The organism is Dyella flagellata (genome assembly GCF_030160275.1).
Taxonomy (GTDB): Bacteria; Pseudomonadota; Gammaproteobacteria; order Xanthomonadales; family Rhodanobacteraceae; genus Dyella_B; species Dyella_B flagellata.
On sequence record NZ_BSOA01000035.1, the window covers coordinates 18,431 to 36,755 of the forward strand.

Genomic DNA, 18,325 nt, shown 5'->3' on the forward strand with positions numbered 1-18,325 from the left:
CGGCAAGACCGTTGGTGTTGTAATGCGTGAAAGCGCCGAGGGCGGTGGCACGGCTGGGAATGAAGGTGGGATCGGTGCTGATGTACACCGAATCCACCCAGCCATTGCTACCCGGCCATACCGTGTCGCCCTGGTTGGTGACCGTCCAGCTGATCGACGTGAGTTCGCCGGAGTAGTTCTGCGGCTGGCATTGCACGGCGGTGACTTGCAGGTTCGCCGGGTGTGCAGTGACGGTGCTGGCCACGGCTTTTTCGCGCGTGCGCCACGCTTCGGGCGCGTGTGTCCACGCGTTGCTGTCGGTCTGCACAATCACGTACAGGCCACTGATATCCGGCGCCAGCTGCAACGTCTGGTTGACGGTATAGCTCTGGCCATTGTTGAGCGTATTGCTCTGGTTGTAGTCGCCAAGCTTCCACACCTTGGTGGCCTTGGTGATGTCCGGATTGTCGGCCACGTAGACGGTGTCGACCCAGTTGCCGGTAAACGCATCACCCTGGTTCTGCACGGTGTAGCTGAAACTCAGGTTGCCGCCGGCATCGGTGCTGGTCGGCGCACTCACCTGCGTCACTTCCAGATCGGGCGGCGTGATACCCAGTACGCTGATCGCGCGGCCCTTGTAGTTATCGTTGTTGATCTGGGTGGGATCGTCCGGATTGATGTTTTTGGCCAGCTCTTTCTGCAGGATGGTGCCGTAGCTGTTGCTCCAGACGGTGATGTAGTACTGGCCGCTGAGCGTGTTGTCGGGAATGGTCACCTGCATGTTGCCCAGGTAGCTGTCGCCGACGTTGAGGTTGCCAGTGTGCACGGTGGAGCCCAGCAGCACGTCGCCCTTGTTGGCGCCGGGGCGGGTTGGATCCTTGGCCAGCCATACGGTATCGGTCCAGCTGTTCACGTCTGCCGTGAGCCCACTGGTGGGCGCACTGCCCAGGTTGGTTACCTGGTAGCTGACGTTGACGCTGGCCCCGTGTACTGCCTGGTCGGGTGCTACGACATCGCTGGTGACCAGGTCCGCGAACGGCACTGCATCGACGTAGAAATGCGCCGCCTTGGTGTTGTTGGCCTGATTGGGGAAGGTGTCGACGGTGTAGTTGCCGTTCGCCACCACGATCAAGTAGTAATCACCGCTATAGGTGATCGGCACATTGATGCTGGCGGTGGTGTTGCTGTAGCTCTCAGTACTGCCCAGCGCGCTGGTGTTGTCGAACGTGCCGACCAATGTTGCGGTGGCGTCGAGCTGGCCGCTTTGCGACAGGTACACCTTGTCCTGCCATTGGCCTGTCGCGGCTACGCTGCCGGTGTTTTGGATCGTATATTGGATGCCGACGCTGGTGCCGGCCGTGACGTGGTCGGGCAGGATGACGTTGCTGACGATCAGGTCCGGGCGCGGTTGCAGCACGACGGTGCAAGCGGTACTGCTGATCATTGTGGCGTCGCTGCGCACGGACGGATCTTCATACACCGCACCGTCCACATTGGCGACTACTTCAATGCGATAAGCACCCTGGATATGCGTGGGCAGGCGCACCTGCTTGTCGTGCGAATAGGTGATGCCCGGCGCCAGGGTCTGATCGTAGGCAAAGCTGCCCAGATCATAGGTCGGCCCATTGCCGTCGACCGGCACCAGCTTCAGATCGTCGTTCCAGGGACCGGTGGCGGGCGCCTGGCCCTGGTTCTTGACTGTCCAGCTTACGTCGATCAGCGAGCCTTCGGTGGCTTGTGCCGGGATGGTGATCGATTGCACCGCCAGGTCGGGCGAGGGCGACAGCGTGACCGGCACCGCCACATGAGCGACGTTGTCCTGGCCGTAAATGAATTCGTAAGGCAGGCCGGAATTGGCGGCGCGCACGTTGACGTAGTAAGTGCCTTGCAGGCCGTTGGGCACTATCACGGTGATGCTGCGCGCATACGTGCTGCCCGCGGACAACTGGCCGAGGTGATCGGCGTTGCCGAGCATCGCGATCATGTTGTTGCCGGCAGGATCGCTGCTCAGCCACACCTGGTCGGACCACTGCGTGCTGTCGGTAATGCCGATGCCGTTGTTGATCACCGACCAGTTCACCGTCAGCGGCTGGCCGCTGCTGGCGCTGCCTTGGGTGGTCAACGACTGCACTTGCAGATCGGCGTAGGGCTTGGGCATCACGTCGACGGTGTGCGAGGCCTGCGCGGTGTTGACGGCGGTCAGACCGTCCTGGAACACCTGGCTGTAGGCATCGCTGATCACGAACAGCTTGTAGCGGCCACTCATGCCAGGTGGCAGCATCACGTGCAGCTGGCCGGTATAGCTGGCGCCTTGCGCCAGGGCGCCGTTGTGCGAGACCTCGCCCAGGACGAGGTCATCGCTGTTGCCGGGCGCGTCATGCGTGGTTAGCACCACGCGGTCGACCCAATGCGTGCTGTTGCCGGCGCCAGTGCCGGTGTTGGTTACCGTCCAGCTCACGTCCATGGAGGCGGGGTCGGCAATCAATTGCGTCGGCGCCGTGACGGCACTGACAGCAAGATCCGCATAGGGTGCCAACTGCACTTGCGTGACCGCTTGCGCGCTGTTTTTGTCGTAGGCGTGTTCGTTGAGGACGTGGTTGGCGTCGGCGACCACCAGTACGTCGTATTCGCCACTGGCATCCAGCGGCAACTGATAGTCGTACGAGGCGGTGTAGCTAGCGCCAGAAGCCAGCGGGCCATTTTGTGCTACGTCCGCCAGCTTGGTGGTCTGGCCGTTATGCACCAGATACACGCTATCGACCCAGTTGCCAGTGGCATTGGCGCCGTTGTTGGTGACCGTCCATTGCACGTGCAAGTTGCTGCCCGATTGCAACGTGGCCGGGCCGGTCACATTGCTCACCGCCAGATACGGCTTGGCCACCGTTACGGCGTTGCCGGTCCCGATGTTGTGATCGGTGCCGCCGCGTTCGTAAATGCTGCCGTCAGCATTGGCGCGCACCACCCATGTGTAACTGCCTTCGGCGAAATCCGAAGGCAGGGTAAAGCTGATGCTGCGGTTGACGCTCGCATTGGCGGCGATGCCGTCGGTGTAAAGCTGGTTGGCGACTTCGATCAACTGGCCATTGCTCGCCTGCAGGTACACACGGTCACGCCACGCGCCGGTGGTGGCGGCGTTGCCGGTATTGTTGGCGGTATAGGTCAGTGTGATCGCATCGCCCGGCCGCACCGCGGCCGGGCCTGAGACACTGGTGACAGTAAGGTTCGGTACCGGTGCTAGCGCGATATTCATCAGGCTACTGGCGAGCAGGTTGTCGGCGGTATGGCCGTTTTCAACCACCGAGCCATCGCTGTTGCTGTAGACCAGGATGTAGTAATCGCCAGTCAGATCGCGTGGCAAGCTGAGCGTCGCAGTCCCGGTGTAGCTGCTGCCATTGGCGAGTACGCCGGTATGCGTGACGGCGCCGGCCAACACGATGTCGTCGGGCGAGGGCGTGCTGCTCTTGGCCAGTACGATGCGATCGTTCCACAGTGGCGAGCTGGTGGGCGCATTACCGGTATTGGTCACCGTCCAGCTTACGTTGATGCTGTCGCCGCTATTGACGCTGGTGGGCGCATTCACCGCCGTGATGCTGAGATCGGAATACGCGGCTGCCACGGCGATCGGATTGGCGGCGCTGGTGCTGTCGGCACGCGTGTCCGGTTCCAGCACTTCGTTGTTCGAATCGCTGACGACGTAGATGTAATAGTGGCCGTCATTGAGCATCGGCAGATTCACTGCCGCTGTCTGCGTATAGCCTTGGCCGACCGCGAGTGCGCCGCTATGACGCACGGTGCCGATCACGACGTCATTGCTGCTCGGCGTAGCGCTGGTGCCGAGCATGATCGCATCGCTCCAAGCATCGCTGGTGGAGGCGTGGCCGCTGTTGGTCACCGTCCAACTGATCGTCACCGGCTGGCCGCCGATGCCTGTCGCCGGCACGCTGACGTTACCGATCTTCAGATCCGCGTAGGGCGTAGTGGCCGAGACTACTGAAGCCGTCTGCGTGCCATTCTGCACACTGGTTTCGAACAGCTGCTGCACGCCGGCTGCGTTGCTATCGGCGGTTACGGTGATGCCGAGATTGCCGGCGCCGACCAGGCCGTCGGGCAAACGGAAGGTGAAGCTGCGCAGGCGATGATCGCCTGCAGCGATCGAGCCGTTGGCTTGGCCATTGGTGATCGCCGTGGGGTCGTACACCAGGCTGGTATTGAGCAGCACCAGCCCAGAGTCGGCGCGTGTTACCTGGATACGGTCATTGAATGCAGCGCCGGTGGCGCTGCCGCCCATATTCCAGTCTTCCCAGGTAATGGTGACCAGGCCACCTGCCTGGATCGTGGTGCTGGCGACTTGCAGGTTCTTTACTTGCAGCGCGGGGCCGACCGCCTGGTCGATCTCGGCGGTGTTGTCGGTCTTGACCGGATTGGCCTCGGCGATTTCATTGAGGCTGTCGGCGACCACCTTGATCGCGAAATTGCCGGCGGCATCGACACCATCGGGCCAGGTGAAGGTGGTCGTGCGCGTGCGGCTGCCGCCTGCGGCGAGCGTGCCTTGCGTATCACGCAACGTGACCGTGGCAACGACGTTGCCGGTGGTAGTGTTGGTGACCTGCAGCGTTTCACTCCATGGCAGGGTGACGCTGGCGGTGCCGTTGTTGGTCGTGGTCCAGGTTGCGGTGACGGTCTGCCCCGGCTGGAAGTTGCTCGCCGGTTGCAGCGTGAAGTTCTGCACCTGCAGATCGGGATACGGCGCCAGCGCCACGTTGATCTGGGTGGTGGCGGCGGTGCTGCTGATTTCCTTGAAAATGTTGTCCGAATCGGCGATCACCGTCACGCTCAGCGTACCGGCGGAGAGATTGCCGTCCGGCAGGCGAATTTGCTGCTGTCGGTTGCGCGCATCGTTGACGTTCAACGCGCCATTGCCGGTGGCACTGGCGTCATACGGCACGGTGACATCGGCGACGATCGCCCCGGTGGCGGTATTGCGCACGATGATGCGGTCGTTCCAGTTGCCGCTGGTCGGCAGCGTGCCCTGGTTGGTATCCACCCATTGCACGGTGACGGTCTGGCCGGTTTGCAGGCCACTGCTGGGGGTCACCGCCACCGAACTTGCGGCAAGCGCCGGGGCGGGCGTGGCGACCAGGGAGTTGAGCACGACCGTCGGCGGGTCCTGCACCTGGATCACATTGAAGGAGAGATTGGGTATCGCGTTGGTCCCGGGGCTCGGGTAGTCGACTACCAGGGTGTAGCGGCCGCCATCCGCCAGCGTACCCAGGTTGACCGGGTAGCCCTGGCCCACGTAGTACGTGGGCGATCCTTGCCATGCTTCGTAGCCCATGCTGCGCGTGCTGAGCACGACGCGGCCTTGCGGATCGAACAGGGTCCAGTTGGGCGCCTGGCCATAGCTGTTGGTACCGGTGCTGCTGCCCCCCAACACGTCGAGGAAGTATTGGCCTCCCGCCTGGGCGTTGAAGCTGTACAGCTGCACGCCGTGCGGATCGCTCACGTTGGTGGTGACCGGTGTGCCCACCGTCACCGGCGTGGCGTTGCTCTGGTTGAGCATGCTGAAACTATAGGGCTGCGCGTCGGCACTGTTGTTGATCATCAACAGCACGTAATCGCCAGCCTGCAGCAAATTGCTGGCATAGCCGTTGGCGGACATCACCACCTGTCCGCTGGCATTTACCAGCGACCAGTAGTTGCCGCTCGCGGTGCTCAAGTTGTGGAAGGCAAGGACGCTGGCTTGGTCCAGATGGAGCGTGTAATGCGTGGCGACCTGATGCGCCGGCAGCGTACCGCTGACCACGGTATTGAGCGGCAGCGGCGTCGCGCTGGTGTCGGCGTAGAAGTTGTAGCTGCTGCTGCCGTAATAGCTTTCCAGGAATACGTAGTAATTGCCGGCGTCCAAAGGCAGGTAGCCGGAGTTGTCGTAGATCGACTTGAATGCCAGCGTCTTACCGGACGCAGACACCAGGCGCAGCCTGGCGTAATAACTGCTGCCGGACAGGCTGAAGGAGAAGTCCCCGGCTTGTGTCAGGTTCAAGCGGTAGGCAACGATGCCGGGGTTGTTCACCGTGCCACTTAGCAGGGTGTCTGTCGATAGTAGCGGAGCGCTGGTGACGTCACTGACCAGCAGTGCCACGTTGCGGGTCGATGTATTGCCGCTGGCGTCGCTGAACTTGACCGTATACGTACCGGCTCCGGGCAATATGATCGCCTGGTTGTTCGCAGCGTTGTTGTCCTCGTCTGCCTTGGGTGTGCCCGAGTAGATCAACGCACCTTGCGCGTCATAGACGTCCACGCGCACGTTGGCATAGTAGTCGCCTGTGCTCACCCACAACGTTGAAGCCTGCTGCACGTTGACGCTGTAGCCGGTGCTGCCGTTCTGCAAGACGGCTGTAAAGGCTTGGCCAACCGGCAGCGCTTGCAATTGAGCGCTGACGGTGACGGTGAAATTGTAGGGCTGGCTGGTGGTGCTGCCGTTACCTTGGGTATCCCGCACCAGATAATAGGTGCCAGTGCGCGGCAGGTTGCTGATTGAGCCCGCGCCCTGTATCTGCTGTATCAGACGACCGAATTCGTCGTACAGCGACCAGCTGAAATTGCTGTCGTTGCTGGCAAGGGTGACGCTATTGCCAGCATTTGCAATGAAGCTATAAGCATCTGCGTTACCGAGTGTATCGCTGCCGCTCACCGCTACGCCGGAAGTTAGCGGCGTGGCGGCGCCAAGATCAAGCAGGCGCACCGTGGCGTAGTAGTTGGTGGCCTGTCGAGTGAATTGATAGTCCCCGGGCGGTAACTCCACCACAGCGCCTTGCTGGGAAGAGGTATAGCCGCTGGCTATCTGCTGCCCATGGCTGAAGATCGTCCAGGGCATGTTGCTGTTGTAGGGCTGCTGGACCATGTCGACCAGTACGTGCGTCGCGGCAGAAAGGTGGAACGTGAAGCTGCTGCCAGCGGCCGCCATGCTGACTGGCGTACCCATCGCTGTAGTCGCGGTATCAAGTGCAAACTGCACCGCGACCGGCGTGGTGCCGGTGCCGCTGTTGGTACGCCACGCCCACAAATAATGCCCGCTGGCCGGCAGAGTGATGTCCTGTGCGGTGCCGATGTCGCCGTTGGCCAGGATGGTGCCGTTGAGATTGAACAGCGTCCAGCTGCCGGTGAGGCTGCCCATGTTCGCAGGCGCATAGTGCAGGGTGCTGCCGGTAGTGCCCTCGAAGCTGTAGATCCGGCTGCTGCCGGGTGCAATGGTGTCGGTGATGGGCGAATTGACGCTGACCGCCGTGGCGTTGGCGACATCATCGAGCAGGAACGAAAGTTGGCCGGTGCTATTGTTGGCATCCGGGCGCACGCTGAACTGGTACGTGCCCGCCTGCAGCTGGAACACCTGCGGTAAGCTGCCGCTGCTCCATTGGCCGCTGGACCATAGGCCCTGCCCGCTGAGCAGCCAATCGAATGTAGCATTCGCGCTCATGCCACTGAGCACCACGCTGGCGGGTGCGCTCAGCGTGAAACTGTATAGCTGCGTGGTAGCCGGTCCGCTGGCGCTAACCGATTGCGCGGTTCCAAGGGTGATCGGCGTGACGTTCTGGGGTGGCGTCGTGTTGAACTGATAGGCGTAGCTGACATTACCGCCGCTAAGGTTGGTCGAGGCGGGATCAAGATTCCATACCAGATAGTAGGTACCGTCCGCGGGCAGTGGCGGCAACGCATCGGTAGCGTTGGAGGCGTCATCCCACACGTAATTGCCGTTGGCATCGTAAAGCGTCCAATGCGCCGCGCCGTCTTCGCCATTCTGGGGCGTGTAGTACAGTCGCTGGTTGGCTGCGCCTTGAAGACGATAGACAGCCAGCCCGGCGCTGTTGAAGGTCACATTGCCGCCGGTATCCGGCGTGATTTGTGGCGCATTGGCGTCGAGTGCCTGGAACAGCAAGCTGTACGTGGTCGTATTGGCGTTGCTGTTGGTAACGACAACGGTGTAATTGCCGGCGCCCAGGCGAATCGGGGCATTCCCGTTGGACAAGGTTTGCTGACTTAGTCCCGGGCCCTGCAGTGTAAAGGTGAGGCCCGGCGTGCTGGGCAAGCCGATACTGACGAGCGAGCTGCCGGATACGGTCAGGTTGTAGACATCTGTGCTCCCCGCAGTAAGGGAGCCGTTGGCGATCTGTCCCAATGAAAGGGGGCTTGCGGTGGCGATATGTAGAGAAGGGCTGCTGCCGCCCTGATTGACCACGATGTACCAGGTACCGTTCGCGTCCGCGTGCAATTGCTGCAAACCGTTGCCGTTGCCCGTGTAGGCTACGGACATATCCTGGCGGTAAACCGTGTAGTTCACAGTTCCCGTGCTGCTGAAGTAGTAATCCTGCCCCGCCGAAACCGGGAGGGCATAGACACCGGAGTTTGCGGGAACGTCTGCGCCGCCAGATGCGACTGCGATGGCCTGGGCTTGGGTCAGCAGGGTGAAGTCGACGTTGGCCGATGGCGGCGTTGTTCCCGACGAATTCGCGTCCACCTGCATCGTATAGGTGCCCGCGGCCAGGCGGATGACGCCGGACGAGGTCTGGCTTTGGGAAAAATTGCCGGCCAGCAGGACACCGCTTGCATCATGCAATTGCCACTGCGCGGTGTTGCCGGTAGCCAATCCGCTCACGGAGACGAGCGACGTCTGACTCAGATTGAACGTATACAGCGCCGGAGACGTTGGGGCGACAGACTGTTTTACCTCCTGCCCCGGAACGAGTGCCGAGATGGTCGGCGTAGGCAGGTCCGTATGGCTGGCCAAACTTGCATTGATCGTAACGGACAATCCTGGATCGGCATACGTCACGATCACGGCATAGTTGCCGGCCTTGGTCAGCGGCAACGTTGCGTTGCTGGTGGCCTGGCGCGCCTGGCCACTGGCTACAAGATTATTGTCGGGGTCGATCACCCACCAGTTCGTATAGTCGGTGGAGTTGGCCGTTTTCGAATCCCTCATATAAATCGAGAGATTGAGCGTATCGCCGGCATTGGCCGAGATATGCATCGTGCTGAGATCGTAGACCGAAATAAACGACACGGTCGCGGGCGTGCCCACCGCCAAGGTGGCGCCGGCGTCGACGTCGATCAGGCGGAAATCGGTCGTGACCGCGGCATTGTTGTTTTGGCTGCCATCGAAACGAAGCGTATAGCTGCCAGCCTGCAACTGCAGCGGCGGGACGTCGCCGGGCGTACTGACGGAGTAGGGAATCTGGCCGCTTGCGACTTGCACGCCTTGCGCATCAATGATGCTGTAATGGGCGTTGATTTGCGCGACATCGGGCGGAACCAGGATGAAGCGGCCCGCCGAAGACAAAGTGAATGTGTAGTTGGCCCGGTAACCGGTTGCCGGGGCGAGCGTGAGCGATTGAGTGCTTCCCAGCGTCAGCGCGGTAGTGGGGATGACGGTCGGACCGAAAGTGGTGGTATAGGCCAGCGCGTCGGTGCCGGCCGTGCTGCGATAGACGACCATGCGATAGTCGCCGCTTTGCAGTACTTGCGTAGAACTGCTGGCGTTGTTGCTGCTGGCAACGACGCCGCCGCTGCTGCTATACACAGTCCAGCCTATACCGCTGCCGGTGCTGGCCGCAGCGCCGAACGTCAGCGGCGATGTGCCGTCGCTGCTGAAACTGTAGATCGCGGCGGTTTGACCGGCGCTCAATTGCGCCTGCACAGCAGTGCCGGCCGGCAGCGCCGGTGCGTTCGCGAAGTCCAGCACGGCGAACTGATAATTCAGGTCGTTCGAATCGCCACGGATGACGATGTCGCTATCGCCTGAGGAAAGGGTATAAAGCCCCCCGCGACCGATCGGCATGGACGACTGCACGGTGCCCAGCATGCTGCTGCTGATGCCGCTGTTGCTACCGGTGTCGTACAGCAGCACCTGGCCGCCGACCGGCAGGCTCAGATGGAAGCTGGTTTGCGGGTTGTTGCTGTCCAGCGTCCCGCTGATCGTCTGGCCGAGGCTGCATGCTGGTGGCGCGAATGGCGTTGCTGTGACGGTGTACGCGACGTCGCTTGGAGTGGTGCCAGCGACAGGCTGGCCTTCGAGCACCAGCGTATATTGGCCGGCGAGCTGGGCGGCCACGTCGGCGTTCGCGCCGGTTTGGCCCGATGCGACCAGGACGCCGGATGTGCTGTTGTACAAAGACCAGCGCAGGGCGGGTGGGGTACCTGTGCCGAAACTCAGATGGATGGCTGAATCTTGCGCCAGGTTGATGCTGTAGGTGGTCGCACTTTGTCCGCCCGTGAGGCTGCCGCTGGTCGCACCCGACAATTGTGGCGCGCTGTTGAGGTTCAACAGCTGCAAAGCGTAGTTGGCGGCATTGCCGTTGCCGTTGATCCACAGTTGATACTCGCCCGCGTCATAGCCGGCGGCCTGCGAATCGGTGCCGAGCGTATTCCAGGTGGGTGCGGCGCCGACCGGCGCGATGCTCCAACTCAGCCCCGGGGCGGAGCCGGCGCTATGCAACTGCAATACTGTATGGACTGGCAGCTCGAAACGATAGACACTCAATTGCGCATTGCTGCCGAGCGTGCCGGTGATGAGCGCGGATTCGCTGGCGACAGGTAACGGTAGCGGCTGTACATTGAGCGTGTAGTTGGCGCTGGCCGTGGTCGATGCACGAGTGATCAGCAGCACATAATTGCCGCGATCGAGCAGTGGCGTATCGATGGCGTTGCCCGCTGCTCCGCTTGCCACCTCGTTGCCCAGCGTGTCGTACAAGGCCCAATTGTCGGCACCGCTCAGGGCAACGCTCAATGCTCCTGGATTGTCCTGGCTGTAACGATATGCGATGGCTTGTTGTCCAATCGCGAGTGTGGCGCTGACCGGACCGCTGCCAAGCAGGGGGGCTTGTACGCTGTCGATCGTTTGCAGCGCATAGCTCGCGTTGTTGGCGGTGGCGGCGATGGTGAGGTTGTAGTCGCCGGCAGCGGGCAGCAGGGTTTGGTAGTAGGCGGGATCCTGGTCTTGCCAAGGCGCGGTGGCCGCACCGACCGCGGTGAGCTGCCAGTGGATGCCGCTGGAGCCGAGGTCACGCAGCAACTGAGCGAACGGCAGCTGCTGTCCGTAGTTGATCGTGAGTCGATAGGTCTGGCTGTCGCCGATCGCGGCCAGGCTGCCGCTGAACGACGCGCCCAGGCTCAGCTCGCTGGATGTGGTGGTACCGGACGAAGCGCTTTGGGTTGCGGTGAGCGTGTAAGTGGCCGCACTGCCGCCATCGATCACCACATAGCGCGTGGTGCCGTTGGCTACCCCGTTGGCGATGCTGGTGAGCGCCAGCGCATTCGCACCGGACGCGATGAGATTGCAAGCTCCATCGTAGACATAGATCTGCGCGCCGGCATTGGCTGCCGCGGCGACCTGCAAGGACAGCGCGGCTTGATCGGTCGTAGCCGTCAGGCTGTAAACCAGCGCATGGCCATCGGTGATGCTGCCTTGCGTGGCCTGGCCGAGCGGCAGGGCGGTCGCGCCAGCCAGGTCGACCACGCGCAAGCCGTAGGCGCCCAATGCACCGCTGCTATTGGCTTGCACTTGCAGCGTATAGGCATCCGGCGTGAGCACCAGCGGCGAGATCGTGCCAAGCTGCCCGGAGGCGACCACGTTGCCGTTGCTGCCACGGAGCGTCCATTGTTGGTTGAGGCCGGTGAGGCCATCGACGAACAGCTTGGTGGGCGTATTGAGCGTGAAGCGATAAGTGTCAGGCACGCCGACCGTGCTGGTACTGCCCTGGATATCGCTGCCTAGCGTAAGCGCGCCCTGCTGTGGCGTAGTCAGCTTGGCGCTGTAGGTAATGTCGGTTTCGGCGGTGTTGGTGACGTCGCCGGCCACGATCAGTTGATAAGTGCCGTCGTGTGGCAGCGCCAGTGAAAAGTTGTCGGTGCCGGTGAGCGCGGTGGTGGCGAGGATCTTGTTGCCGTTCGCATCGACCAGCGTGACGCTGGCGTTGCCGCCGGTCAGGCTGCTGACCTGCAAGCTGAGGTAGTCGCCGGCATGGGCGGTGATGGCATACACCGAGCTGCTGTTGCCGGGTACCAGCTTGATCGATTGCGCGCTGCCGGTTACGAAGGCCGGCGCGGTCGCCATGTCGATCAGGTTGAAGGCGAAGTTGCCGGTGGCGTGGCCCACCGGAATGATCAGCAACTGATATTTGCCGATGGCGTTAAGGGCAATGGGGCTGGCGGCATTGCTGCCTTCGGTACCACCCAGCGTGGTCGGGCTGATAAGGGTGCCATCGGGGCCGAGCAGTTCCCAGGTGATATCGCTGCGAGTGCTCAAACTGTTGAACAGCACGCTGGTAGGCGCGCTGAGCGTGAAGTCGTATTCCTGGCGCTGGCTGATGTTGGCGATGCTTCCGCTTACCGCCGTGCCCAGTGTCAGCGGCTGCGCGACGGTAACGACGTGGCGCAGCGCGAAATCCACCCCCATGCTGGGAGTACTGGGCGATTCCCAGGTCAGCAGATATTGCCCGGCGCTGAGCTGGAAGGGATTGCTGCTGGTGTTGGATATCCAGCTGCTATCGACGGTCTGCCCTTGCGAATTGCGAATACGCCACACTGCATTGGGGCCGGTGTAGGGCACATCCATGCTGTAGCTGCCATCGGCAGGGACGTCGAGCACGAAGCCCTGCGCCTGGCCGTTGCTGGTGAAGGCGGCATGCGTGGATTGATCGGTCGCAAGCACCGGCATGGTGCTGGTGTCGGTGAGGCTGAAATCGAAGTTGCCGGTGGACAGATCGCTATAGGCCACCGTCAACACATAGGTGCCGGTGGGCAGCGTCATCAGGCTGGAGCCATTGTTGAAACTTTGCAGCGAGGTTTCCGTGCCGCGCGGGCCGGTGAGGCTCCATTGCAGGTTGTAGCCGTTGAGCGAGGGATTCATCAGCACCGTGGTCGGTGCGTTGAGCGTAAAGCTGTACTGCACACTCTGGCCGGGTTGGGCAATGCTGCCGGCCGTATCCGCACCCAGCGTGAGGGCGGACGTCGTCGTGGTGCGGTGACCGAAGGTGAAGCCGATCGTGGTGTTTGCGGCGGGGTAGTACTGCTGCGTAAACACCAGCATGTACTCGCCGCTGGTGGTGATGGGAATGTCCGGCGAGTCGTAATAGCTGGCGCCGCTGTAGACGACGTAGCCATCCGAGCGAACCAGCGACCAGTACACGCCGTTGCCACCCTGGCTCGCATGATAATAATAGTGGTCGCCGGCATTGGCGGTGAAGCGATACATGCTTACCTGATCGCCGGTGACCGTGGTCTGCACCGGCGTATCGAGCGTGAGCGCCTGCGAGGAATCACGATTGCGCAATTGGAACGAGAAATTGCTGGGCGTGTCCACCATGTTGCGCAACACCAGGGTGTATTGCCCGGCGGCCAGGAATAGCGATTGGCTGTTGCTGAAGCTATACCAGCCGTAAGTGGCGCCGCTGCTGGAACGTATCAGCCACTGCAGGTTGTTGGGACGTTGGCCGTTCGCATTGAGCAGGGCGTCCAGCGTCAGGTTCTGCGGTTGATCCAGCGTGAAGGTGTATTGGGCCAGGCTTTGCCGCCCGGTCAGGCTGCCGCTAAGGGTATCGTTGAAGCTCAGCGGCGCGGTGGTGACATCCTGTTGGCTGATCGTGAAAGTGTCGGTGCGCGATGCTGTGCCATCGTATTTGTAGCCGACGTCCAGCAGCGTATAGATGCCGTCGGCAGGAATGCTGTAGATGTTGCCTGGGGTGTCGCCCTGTTGCGAAGGCAGCACATGCCCATAGGCGTCGACCAGCTCCCAATTGTTGTAGTAATTGAAGCTCCCGTTGAGCACGAGCTGGGTGCCTCCGGTGGCCTGAATACGGCAACCTGCGGTGGCACTGGCCGGCGAACGAGTCAGCGTAGTGAGTTGACCCAGCTGCGCCATCGGCAGCGTGGAGGTGTCCGTCACCGTGAAGGCATAGGCCCCGTTGCCGGAGTAGCTCCACGAATACTGCCCACCTTGCAAGGTCAGCGCGTAATCACCGGCGGGCAGGTCGAGGACGGTGGCGCTATTCCAAACGCTGCCTTGATTGAATTCGACGCCGCGCGGACCGGTCAGGGTCCACACCACGCTGCTGCCGTTGGGCAAGGTGCCGTCGAAAAGCAATTGGGTGGCACTGGCAAGCGTGAAGCGGTAGGTCTTGGTGGCATCCCAGGTTGCCAGGGTGCCTGCCGTGGCGCTGCCCAGGGCCAGGGTATCGCCTGTCGGCAGCGGCGTTGGCGCGACGTTGCCGGTAGTGTCCAATTCCACCTGGTAGTTGAGCGGCGTAGTGTTGCCCGTCGCGCCTTCGATCAACAACGTGTAGCTGCCACCCAAAGCGAGACTGATGGCATTGCTGTCGCTGGCCAGGTTATTGGCGCCGGCAACGTCGCGGCCGTAGGCATCGACAATGCGCCAGGTGGCGCTGCCCCCGCTGACGCTGATGCTATGCAGCTTCACGTTGTCACCGGCCTGGGCGGTGAAGCGATAAGCCACGGCAGCATTGCCGGGATTGAGCGTGCCGCTCACGGGCGTGCCCTGGGTCAGCGCAGCAGCGGCGGCAAGATCGTTCAGCGCGAAAGCGTAGGCGCCGGTGGCATTGCCAGTGCCTTGGACGGTGAGCGTGTAATCGCCTGCCGGCGCGGTGATAACGCTGTAAGCACTGCTGCCGTCGCTCTGGCCCAGCGAGCGACGCTGCACGAGTTGACCATTGGGGCCGGTCAGCGACCACACGATGTCGTTGCGCGTGCTCTGCGTATCGAATGCCAGTTGCGTGGCCGTGGCGAGATGGAAACTGTAGACGGTTGATTGACCGGGCAGGGCAACGTTGCCCGAGGTGCTCGCACCCAGCGTCAGTGCGGCCGCCAGATCCGGCACGTTATAGAGTTCAAACCCGTAGCTTACGTTGGCAGTCGCAGCGTTACCGGCGCTGCCCTGCATGACCAGCCAGTAATCGCCTGCAACGGCAGCGGTGAAGGGATCGCCGTTGTTACCGAGCGCACCGGAGTTCACCTGCACGCCATAGGGATCGAGCAGGCGCCAGTTGACGCTGCCGCCGGTGGGCGATTGGTCGTTGAGATACAGCTTCTGCCCTTGGCTCAGCGTCACCTTGTAGAGGCGCGAGCCGTAAGGATTGTCGAGGCTGTCCGTGACCGCGGTGTTGGTACTGAGTGCCTGCGTCGACGCGCTCGTAAGCAGGCGAAAGGCGTAGTTGCCGGTATTGCCACCGTCGTAGTTGATCGACAGGGTATAGCTGCCGGCACCGAGCTGGAGCGCGCTCGGCTGCTCCTGGTAGGAATGGCGATTCTGCACGATCTGGCCGTTAGGCCCAAGCAACGACCAGTTGAAGCCATCGGCACTCAAGCGATCGAACAGTACCGACGTGTTGCTGTTGAGCGTGAAGCTGTAGTTGGCAGTCTGGCCTGATTGCGTAATGGCGCCGGTGGTGGACTGATCCAGCGTCAAGGCGTTCTGCGTGTCGTTGACTGGATTGAGCGTGAACGAGTAGTTGACCGGCGCGGTGTTGCTCTGCGCGCCTTCCACCAGCAACAGGTATTCGCCGTTGCGCTGGACAGTGAGCGGGCCGCTGTTGTAGGCGAGATTATTGACATAACCTTCCTGGCGGCCGTAAGGATCGATCAGGCGCCAATTGACGTTGGCATAGCTGCCATCGGTGGCATTTACGTTGCCCGCGTTGAAAAAGAATTTCTGTCCGGCGGTGGCATCGAAACGGTACACGCTGATTTCGTTGCCTTGCACCAGCGTGTCGCTGACCTTGGTGCCCGGCGTAAGATCGGCCGCGGCGCTGGCATCGACGATACGCATGGCATAGGCACCGGTGCTGTCGCCCGAGGCGCTGATCGTCATGGTGTAGGTGCCGGCGCTCAGGTCGACGAACGGCTGGCTGTCGTCGGAGAAGCTGTGGCTGGCCACCTGTCCATTGGGTCCGGTCAGCGACCAACTGATATCGCTGCGATTGGTCAGGCTGTCGAAGACGACGCGCTTGTCGTCCTGCACCGTAAACTGATAATGATTCTGCTGACCGGGCTGGCTCAGGGTTCCGCTGATGGAAAGTGCCGCGGGATTGACGTCGCCAGAAAGCAACACGCGCGGCTCAAGCGCTTCGAAGCGAATCGCCGGAGTGCTGCGCTCGGTACTGTCTTGGGTGGCGTTGTGCTGGTTGCCGATGCTGCCGTTTTCCATACGGGTTCCCTGTTTTTTTGCGGTGGTTCAGACCGCGAGACTGAATTCAATGAGTGCTGCTGCGAGCTAGATCGTCTGACGGCATCGGCTTTTGCCTGGCGCCCGGTCCGGAGTGCTCCGGAATGACGAGCGGGGGAGACATAAAGTCGCCCCATGCGTCAGGATCGGATGTTCAATTGCGCAAAGCGGCCTTGCACTTGACGCCGGCGGGCAGATCAAGCTTGGGGTTGGGTAAATCCATGAAGACCACGAAAGTGCCGCTGGCGGCGTCGACGATGCGGTCGACGCTGGTGACCTTGGCGGAGTAGGGCGTGTTCGGCTCAATTTCGGAGGCGACCGACGCGCCCGTGCCGACGTGGACGTCGCCGAAGGCACGCAAGGGCATCACCACCCTGACGCGTAATGGGTTCAACTGCGCGATTTTCAGTACCGCGTGCTTGGTGGCGCCGGGTTCGACGATTTCGCCGGGCCACATCATCTGGTCCACCACCACGCCGTCGAACGGGCTACGGATCGTGCGCAGATTGAGCTGGCTCATTTCGTGTAGATAATCGAGCCGCGCGACTTCGCGGTTTTCCTTCGCCTCGGTCAGTTCAGCCTGTGCCTGTTGCAGCTCCGACTCGGCGTCGTCGCTGTCTTGCTTGGCCATCAGCTGCGCTTGCGCCAGGTCGTGGCGGCGCTCGAATTTACGTTGCGAGAATTCGATCTTGCTTTGCGCAAGCTCGGTAGGACCGTTCAATTGGGATTTGTAGTGGGCAAGTTCGGCCGCGGTCTGTTCGACGTGCGACTCCAGGTTCGCCAACACCTCATTGCGCGTGATCTTGTCACCACGCTTGACCGTGACATGTTCAAGCAGCCCGCTGACCGGCGTGCCAAGCTCCACCGTTTGCGCGGGCTCGATCAGGCAGTCGTAGGATGCTACGGTCGTGTTCGACCACGCGGGAGCCATTGCGAACAAGCTCCCCCAAACAGCTGCGGCAATGGGCCACCGCATCCTGCTTGGTTTCTTGTGCCGTGCACAAGCCAACCCAAAGCTGGGCTCCACGAATGTCCCTCTCCCTGCGTATTGCGGCCATGAGCATCGAACCACTCGACGCCCCCTGTCATGACTCCTCCTAAATTACCCTGCGGTTGTGTGAACGGCAACAAGGAACTGCGTCGCAAGATATGATTGGTATGGCAATCATCGCCTTAGCAAGCTTGCTGCAGGTATCAGTTCACCCGGCGCGCCGAGCCGCATGGCCTCCTTACAAGGGCGATAGAACCAGCATAAAGCCCCTGGATCTTGAGATCCCATCGTCTTTTATGGCCGCAGATCAATGAGTTGAGGCAATCCGAAGGGGTGGGCTAGTGATCTTGGGAGTTTTTACTCATCCGGATGTCAACATTGAGCTGAGGCGCTGCCATCCGTTGTGTCCGTGAAAGCGGAACTAGTCCAGGGTGTCCCGGTTTCGCCGGGGAGGGTTGAGGAGAGGGTGCGCCAACTCGGCTCTCTTTGAAGGAGGTCAAGATATGGCACTTGAACGATATAAGCCGGTAGCGCTGGATGTTGAGACCACGCGTAAGCGCTGGCGCAAGAAGCCTGCCTTTGCGGCGGCTTACGATGCCATGGCTGATAAGTTCGCGGCTTTGGCCGAACTCGCGCGCGCGTCAGCGGGCCGAGCTGACGCAGGCGGACGTGGCGGAACGTATGGGCGTGGCACAAGCCTCAGTGGCGCGGCTGGAAGCCAGTGCAGGCAGCCGCAAACATGCGCCCTCGATGGCTACACTAAGGCGCTATGCCGATGCCGTAGGCTGCGAATTGCGCATCATGTTGACCACCAAGCGAAAAGCGTTGAGGTAAATCGGATTCAAATCCAAAATCAATTGATCATCTGCACAAATGAGTGACCCATTGCCACATGGGCCGGTAGTAATGGAAATGCCGAACTACAGAGGTGTAAAGCCCCGCAATAGAGCATTCTGCTAGCTCCAGTAATCGTTCTCCTACTAAAGCTTTACGATGCTTAGACGAGCGGCCAGTGTAGGTGTCTTTGCCTCGGTCCTTCCATTTCAACTTAAGAGATTTTCCACTCCTCGGGCTCGCACAAGCTTTTAGCCGTCGAGCGCAACACGGTATAGAAGTGCCAATATCGA

General features: G+C 61.5%; 3 protein-coding genes (1 of these 3 only partly in view). 1 reads left to right on the top strand and 2 read right to left on the bottom strand.

Annotated elements, in window-relative coordinates; genetic code table 11:
• Both QQJ96_RS15425 and QQJ96_RS15430 read right to left on the bottom strand, forming a co-directional pair.
• On the bottom strand, positions 1 to 16,189 hold part of the coding region annotated (locus QQJ96_RS15425; protein ID WP_284332909.1) for a CARDB domain-containing protein (this coding region is incomplete at its 3' end). The annotated region extends 18,430 nt beyond the left edge of the window; 16,189 of 34,619 annotated nt are visible.
• A 172-nt stretch (positions 16,190 to 16,361) separates the two neighbouring features.
• Positions 16,362 to 17,138, bottom strand: coding sequence for an efflux RND transporter periplasmic adaptor subunit (locus QQJ96_RS15430; protein ID WP_284332910.1), 777 nt, complete (start codon positions 17,136 to 17,138; stop codon positions 16,362 to 16,364).
• A 654-nt stretch (positions 17,139 to 17,792) separates the two neighbouring features.
• On the opposite strand from QQJ96_RS15430, the gene QQJ96_RS15435 reads away from it, so the two are divergent.
• Positions 17,793 to 18,032 (top strand): helix-turn-helix transcriptional regulator, encoded by a 240-nt coding sequence (locus tag QQJ96_RS15435; protein WP_284332911.1) that lies wholly within the window; start codon positions 17,793 to 17,795, stop codon positions 18,030 to 18,032.
• Positions 18,033 to 18,325: the final 293 nt, after the last annotated feature.

Bases quoted from the DNA above. Each gene is read 5' to 3' on its own strand.
- QQJ96_RS15435 (WP_284332911.1), top strand. From the start codon at position 17,793: ATGCCATGGCTGATAAGTTCGCGGCTTTGGCCGAACTCGCGCGCGCGT.
- QQJ96_RS15430 (WP_284332910.1), bottom strand. From the start codon at position 17,138: ATGGCTCCCGCGTGGTCGAACACGACCGTAGCATCCTACGACTGCCTG.